Source organism: Paenibacillus massiliensis subsp. panacisoli DSM 21345 (assembly GCF_000426545.1).
In the GTDB taxonomy this organism is placed as follows: domain Bacteria; phylum Bacillota; class Bacilli; order Paenibacillales; family Paenibacillaceae; genus Paenibacillus; species Paenibacillus panacisoli.
Genome location: NZ_AUFO01000031.1, coordinates 59,150 through 65,482, shown reverse-complemented (window position 1 = coordinate 65,482; position 6,333 = coordinate 59,150). Strand labels below are relative to the sequence as shown.

The window sequence follows — 6,333 nt, the reverse complement described above, 5'->3', positions numbered from 1 at the left end:
CGTTTGGTGGCGATAGCGGAGGGGTTCCACACGTACCCATCCCGAACACGACCGTTAAGCCCTCCAGCGCCGATGGTACTTGGACCGAAGGGTCCTGGGAGAGTAGGACGCCGCCAAGCACAAGAACCACTACCGATTTTCGGTGGTGGTTTTTTTGTGTAGTGTCGAGTACAACTATTGGTTCAGAGCGAATTGCTCTTCGTTAAAAAGAAGTAGGCAGTTGTTATCTGATCGTTTCCTACTAGAAGGTACACATGAAGAGTAAAGAGTGATGCCGTAGTTAATAAGGCTAATCCTCCCCCATAATATGATTATACAGCGGTGTGATACTCCATGTGCTCATCGTTGCAGTCCAAATATCTTTCAAAGCATTTATTTCAGGATAGTCGTCAATTAGCCTTGGAATCCCCGGATAGTCGTACTCTTTTGTTGAGATAGTACTTAACATAAGGCCGAGCATAGATTTATAAATGTACAGGCGTATCTCCGAAGCAGACTACTTGGGCAGATTATACAGATAATTTGACTTTGGACAGACTGACAGTTAATTAAAGCTATTTTCTAACAAAAGGAAGGTAACATTTTTGTTACGGAAAAGAGATATGAGTTGGTTATAATGTAAAAGTGCACAGAAGTATATGAAGTATTCCTACGATTATCCTATTGATCATAGAGGATTGAAGTTCGCAGTAGGTAATAAGGAGGAGACACCATGCGCAAATATAGATGGCTGGTCCTTATATTCATCATAAGCGTCGCGTCTATGCTTGTTATCGGATGTGGGGCAAAGGAACCCTCCTGGACGGCTTTTGAGGGAGCAGCCAATGTGAAGACCTTTCCTGTACCCAAGGAAGCTAACAAGACTGATCGTGCAAACGGAAATTCGGATATGGACTTTGTGCGTTACGCCCTGCCAGGTATGAAAGAGGCTGATGATATTCCAACTCCATATTTGCAGGAGATTGCAGCTTGGGGATGGAAAGAGGAGGAGGAGCAGTCTGCACCTTCCCAACGAGTATTTCTGAAGGATAAGCAAATTGTGCATCTATCCGTTCATGACGACTATTTCACGCTACTTGTTCCTAAAGACACCAAGTCAACCGCTAATGTACAGGATTTAAGCTCGGATGACGACCCGGACATAGATTCTTACTAGAGCAGCCCTTCCATTAACATGCTTGCTACAACTCTTTATAGATCGACATGGAACAAGCCCTTACTGCACAGGCAGAAGGGATTTTTTTAATGACATACAGTGAGTGAACGAGAAAGCGTATTTCCAGTAGAACATGGTTCTGTTCAAATTGCTGGAGATAGGCTTTTTTGGTTTATTCGGAGGATGAAGAAAAAAACGAACGATATTCGTGAGCAATACCAATATAAGGTGTGAGGGAAGGAGGGGTAATGATGGAGGGCAGAGAGAATGGTTGCAGCGAGGAGATAGCTATTAGTGAAGGGAAAGAGGTTATTACCGAGACAGAAGCTAACAAGGAGAAAAAAACTAAGAAGGGGACAGAAGTGAACAAGGATTTAGAAGTTAGTAAGCAGATCGAGGTTAGGAGTCACAGAGATAGGCAAAGAGAGGAACAGAAAGCCAGGTGTAAGGAGCTGGTATACCTAACACGAACCGGAGACTACTCAGCTTATGGGGAGCTGTATGAGCTTACGGTAGCAGATGTCTATCGTACTGTGCGGTTTTTGCTTAAGAGTGCTACTGAGGCCGAGGATCTTGTGCAGGAGATATTTATTCAAGCTTATCGATCATTGGAGAGATTTAATACTGATTGCGACTTTCGCCCATGGCTCATGGGAATCGCCATGCGACAGGTTCAGAACTATCGGCGGCGTGAGCTGATTCAGTTCCGATTCATGCAGCGGCTAAGAAAAAGTGATAAGACTACGGAGTATGATTTCGCGGGTGATCTGGTACATAGGCTGTCCTTCAAGCCACTGATGGATCAGGTAAGAAGATTACCATATAAGCTGCAGCAGGTGATTACACTGCACTATCTAAATGAATACACCCAGGAGGAAATAGCAGCGATCCTGGACATTCCGCTCGGAACCGTAAAGTCACGTATTCATGCTGCACTCCGCAAGCTGCGCCAGAAGCATCAGACAATGGAGATCTATAGAAAGAAAAGAGTGGAGGATATGATATGAAGTTGGAACATGAATTGCAGCATGCTTACCAGGAGGAGACCAGACAGTGGACGATCAGAGCGGAAGCCAGAGACAATATGCTCAAGTCTCTTCAACAACAGCGTGAGTCCCGACCTAACAGAAAACGAGCGAACTGGCTGGTGGCTGTGGTCGTAGCAGTTGTACTTATCATTCCATCAGGGGCATATGCTGGCTATACGTATCTAGCTGATTACATCTATGGCTCTGAGAAGAATATAACAGCCATCGGAGGGACAACGTCGGATTACCAGCGACTAGAGGCTAAACTGCGTGTCGCACAAGAGCAGCTAAGCTCTGAGGAGTTCGCGGCATTTATGGAAGTGCTGTTGGAATTCGGGAAGTTCGCTCTGACACATGCCGACCTTCGAGGACAGCTACACCCAGAGGATTGGAGTATTGAGGATCAACAGGTGTATAACCAGTTAGCTGAGCAGCTAGAGCCCTACTTCGATAAGCTATCGAATGCCGAGGCTCAACAAGCGATTATAGCTGAGGAGCGTATTTGGCAAGAGACGCTGGAGCAGGCTAAGCAACAGTTCTCCTCTGAGGATTACGCTGAGTTCACGTCTCTATTTACACAAATGAAGCAATATGAGGCTATTGTAGTAGATCAAGATAAGAGCCTTCACGAAGACCGCTTGTCACCAGAGCAGAAGCAAGAGCTGAAGCATTTAAGAGAACGCATAACCCCTTATCTACAGCAGTTGGGGATGCAATAGCCAGGAGTGACAGTATAAAAAAAGATCGGTCATGTGAAAATATTAGAGAAGGAATTGAAAATAGAGATTGAAAGGAGAAGACTCCAATGCCACGTATAGTGGTATGGAGTCTTCTTGTACTTCTGTCAGGAGGAAGATTAGGGATCACGCTACTACAATAGCCCTAAGCCCTCTTAGCTGCATTCCATAGGCTCCAGATAAATTCTAGTTTGTTAGCCCAAATAGAAGCTGCTCTTAGTGTAGTACATTCCGTGTAGTGCACTTAGTGTGTGTACGTGTCTTGCACAATTATGTATTTCAGAGGTAGTCTTACTGCTGATAGTACGACACATCGCCTGGATTGAATTTGAGCATGCCGTCCTTCCGCTCCCGACGCAGCTGAATCAATGTGTAGAGTCGGGGCACCAGCAGCCACAGATGCCAGAAGATCAGTGAGATTGTGAATACTGGTGGTGACCAGAGTAGAAATACGGCGGTGATAAAAAATCCTGCCCAGAGCATGTGAAATTGCATGCGGTTGAACAAAACATACTTAATGTACTGTTCCGGCATGTAGCCCTGCCATGGGAATTTCCAGCTGTACTTCCAGCGCTTGCGTGAAGAGTTGCCGCTTACATAAAGAACCAAGCTGGACACCACAAAGTGAATCCACATCATGACTGGCAGGGCTAACAGGAACAAGAATAAGCTCGTCCAGGTTAGTACCAGAAGGAACGCAAGCATGATGATGGGCAGGGAGTAATAGCTCCACAACATTTGACGATGGATATTAATCTTCTTAATCAATTGATAGTGATAATAGGTGGCCTTGGTACCCTGAATCTCTGCCATTCAATCAGTCCTTTTCATTCATACGGAATATCAATCATGCAAAAAATAGGGGTGAAGAGAAATGAAGGTGCTTTCCTATACATTATCGGCTACAACAGGTATTTTTTTGAATAGGCTTTTAGGTACAGACACCTCGGGACGCCAGTAGGAATAGGCTGTATAAAAATGTTGAAATGGCTATGAAAAGGTTTAAAATAATAGAAACTGTATCATACTGATAGTAAAAGAAGATGTAAGGGTGGGATAAATCATGTATGATAAATTGGAATGCCGATGCATCATCTGTAATGAACCCAAGGCGGAAGGAATCTTTATTATGTCGGAATTCATTTGTGATGACTGCGAATCTGAAATGGTACACACGGATGCTGCTGATGCCAAATATCATTTTTTTATTCATCAGTTAAAGCAGATTTGGGTACAGAAGAACGCGTGATCAGAGTAGCGATTAGAAGAATTAGCTCTCTGGATTAGAAGAACTGGCGTTTTGCATAATGCAATATGTAGAGTTGAACACAATGACTTATTCAATACACTAGCTTGTTCAATACAATACCCTTTAATAGGGATAGCAATGATGTTGGAGCAATGATTGACTAGCTATAGATACAAATGAAATATTTACTAACGAATGATAGAGCGAACTATCTGTTGTGAAGAGTATTAAATTGCTGTATTCATGTGAATGATGAACATGTATATAAGCTGCTAATATATTATATCGAAGAAAATCAGGCCTGTAATGGCCTTTTTTTGTTGTCCTGTGATGGCAATGTAGGATAGGATTCAAGATGTGTTTGCGATACAATATAAGTAGCTAATTCAGGTATGGTGTCTCATAGAATAAAATATTAGTATGGCTATTCGCAGTATGGTTGCAGGGACTACAGGAATTTGCTGCGTCTGGAAGGAACCCACAATATGACGAATCAAGCGAAGGAGGCACAGGCTCCGATTATGGATGCCTTGCTTCATTATAGAGAAGCTGGACGAGCCTCTTTTCATGTGCCAGGACATAAGAATGGTCAACTGTATAGGCAAGATGAGAGAGCTCGCTTGCTTCAGGATGTGATGTCCATTGATGTCACTGAGATTACCGGGATGGATGATCTGCATCATCCGGAAGAAATGATACTAGAGGCACAGCAGCTTGCAGCAGATTGCTTTGGTGCGGAGGAGAGTTTCTTCCTGGTAGGGGGGAGCACATCAGGCAATCTGGCCTTAATCTTGACGGTATGCAGCCAGCCTGGTGATATTTTATTGGTCCAGCGAAATGTGCATAAGTCTGTGCTTCATGGCCTTATGCTCGCAGGGGCCAGGGCCGTATTTATGGAGCCCTATATCGATCCTATTAGCCAACTGGCATCAGCGCCGGTGGATTCTACAATAAGGAGTGCTCTCGCAGCATACCCTGAAGCTAAGGGCGTGCTGATTACCGTCCCTAACTATTATGGAATGGGTCTTGATGTTGCGGCGATTGCCGAGGTATGCCATCAGATGGGGGTACCCTTGCTTGTAGATGAGGCACATGGAGCGCATTATGGTCTTCACCCCCAGCTTCCTGCTTCTGCGCTGGCCTCGGGTGCAGATGGGGTAGTACAGTCCACTCATAAAATGCTGTCTGCTATGACAATGGGAGCCATGCTACATATTCAGGGTGAACGGATTGATCGTGAGTTATTGCGTCAACGTCTGGCCATGCTTCAGAGCTCTAGTCCGTCCTATCCAATCATGGCCTCACTTGATTTGGCTAGGCGGTATGTTCATGTACATCGTGAGCAAGCATTCCAAGAGGGCATGGAGGCTATACGTGTGTTCCATGAAGGGTGGGCAGGCTTGACGCGCTTTGGGCTGCTAGAGCCAGTCAACGTGAACGGCACCGTTTCTGTACCTCCATCAGGGGAGACTATTGAAACAGAAGTGCAGGGATTGGAGCCGTTATTGGAAAGCATTCCAGGCTATTCTACACAGGACCCGTTCAAAATTGTTATTTATGATCGTCATGGCGTATGGAGTGGCTATCAGCTGCAAGAAAAGTTAGAGCAGCAGGGCTGTATTCCAGAAATGAGTACGGAACGTTATGTGGTCTTGTTGTTCACACTGGCATCTGTAAAGGAGGATGCAGAACGATTGCTGCAGGCGCTAGAGGATCTGGAGACGGAGTCTGCTCTACCTTTACAGGTGGGTGTAGGAAGTAAAGGCATACCGAAGAAGGATCATGAAGTTTCCACGTGGAACAATTTGCGTGTATTGAATTATTCTCCACCCATCCAATTTCATTTGCAGCCACCAAGAAAGGAGCAGGTGGAGAGCGTATCCTTGGAGCTGTGTAGTGGGCGTGTAGCTGCAGAGATGGTCATCCCCTATCCGCCAGGGATTCCATTGTTATATCCGGGAGAGACTATACAAGCCGAGATGGTGGAGCGGTTAATGAAGCTTCAGAATGCAGGAGCTAAGTGCCAAGGAGTTGCAGATCCGAGTATGAGGACGATCCGTGTGTTTAGTGACGGGACAGATTAACGAATGCTAACCAGTCTCCGCTTGCAGAATCTTTACCCACATTTTGTCTGATCAAGATGCTAGTGAACCTGTCTAGAAA

At 45.1% G+C, this 6,333-nt stretch carries 6 protein-coding genes and 1 rRNA gene; 6 read left to right on the top strand and 1 reads right to left on the bottom strand.

Going from position 1 to position 6,333, the window contains the following annotated elements:
• Positions 1-2 precede the first annotated feature (2 nt).
• The 4 genes from rrf (at position 3) to K331_RS0120180 (ending at position 2,903) form a co-directional block, all read left to right on the top strand.
• Positions 3-119 (top strand): 5S ribosomal RNA (gene rrf / locus K331_RS0120195).
• Positions 120-712: 593 nt separating this feature from the next.
• Entirely contained in the window at positions 713-1,156 is a 444-nt protein-coding gene (locus K331_RS0120190) for a hypothetical protein (protein WP_028591696.1), read from the top strand.
• A gap of 248 nt (positions 1,157-1,404) precedes the next feature.
• Complete coding sequence (locus tag K331_RS0120185) at positions 1,405-2,163, top strand: sigma-70 family RNA polymerase sigma factor (RefSeq protein WP_226383649.1); 759 nt, start codon at positions 1,405-1,407, stop codon at positions 2,161-2,163.
• Positions 2,160-2,903: a DUF3600 domain-containing protein gene (locus K331_RS0120180; RefSeq protein ID WP_028591694.1), complete on the top strand. Its 744-nt coding sequence runs from the start codon at positions 2,160-2,162 to the stop codon at positions 2,901-2,903. The genes K331_RS0120185 and K331_RS0120180 overlap by 4 nt, the downstream gene beginning before the upstream one ends.
• 309 nt (positions 2,904-3,212) lie before the next feature.
• Here K331_RS0120180 and K331_RS0120175 read toward each other — a convergent pair whose 3' ends face one another.
• Positions 3,213-3,734: a hypothetical protein gene (locus tag K331_RS0120175; protein WP_018888071.1), complete on the bottom strand. Its 522-nt coding sequence runs from the start codon at positions 3,732-3,734 to the stop codon at positions 3,213-3,215.
• 250 nt (positions 3,735-3,984) lie between these two features.
• Between K331_RS0120175 and K331_RS0120170 the strand changes: the two genes are divergently transcribed.
• Together K331_RS0120170 and K331_RS0120165 are read left to right on the top strand one after the other, a co-directional pair.
• Complete coding sequence (locus K331_RS0120170; RefSeq protein WP_028591693.1) at positions 3,985-4,170, top strand: sigma factor G inhibitor Gin; 186 nt, start codon at positions 3,985-3,987, stop codon at positions 4,168-4,170.
• A gap of 485 nt (positions 4,171-4,655) precedes the next feature.
• Positions 4,656-6,254 (top strand): aminotransferase class I/II-fold pyridoxal phosphate-dependent enzyme, encoded by a 1,599-nt coding sequence (locus K331_RS0120165; RefSeq protein ID WP_028591692.1) that lies wholly within the window; start codon positions 4,656-4,658, stop codon positions 6,252-6,254.
• Positions 6,255-6,333 lie beyond the last annotated feature (79 nt).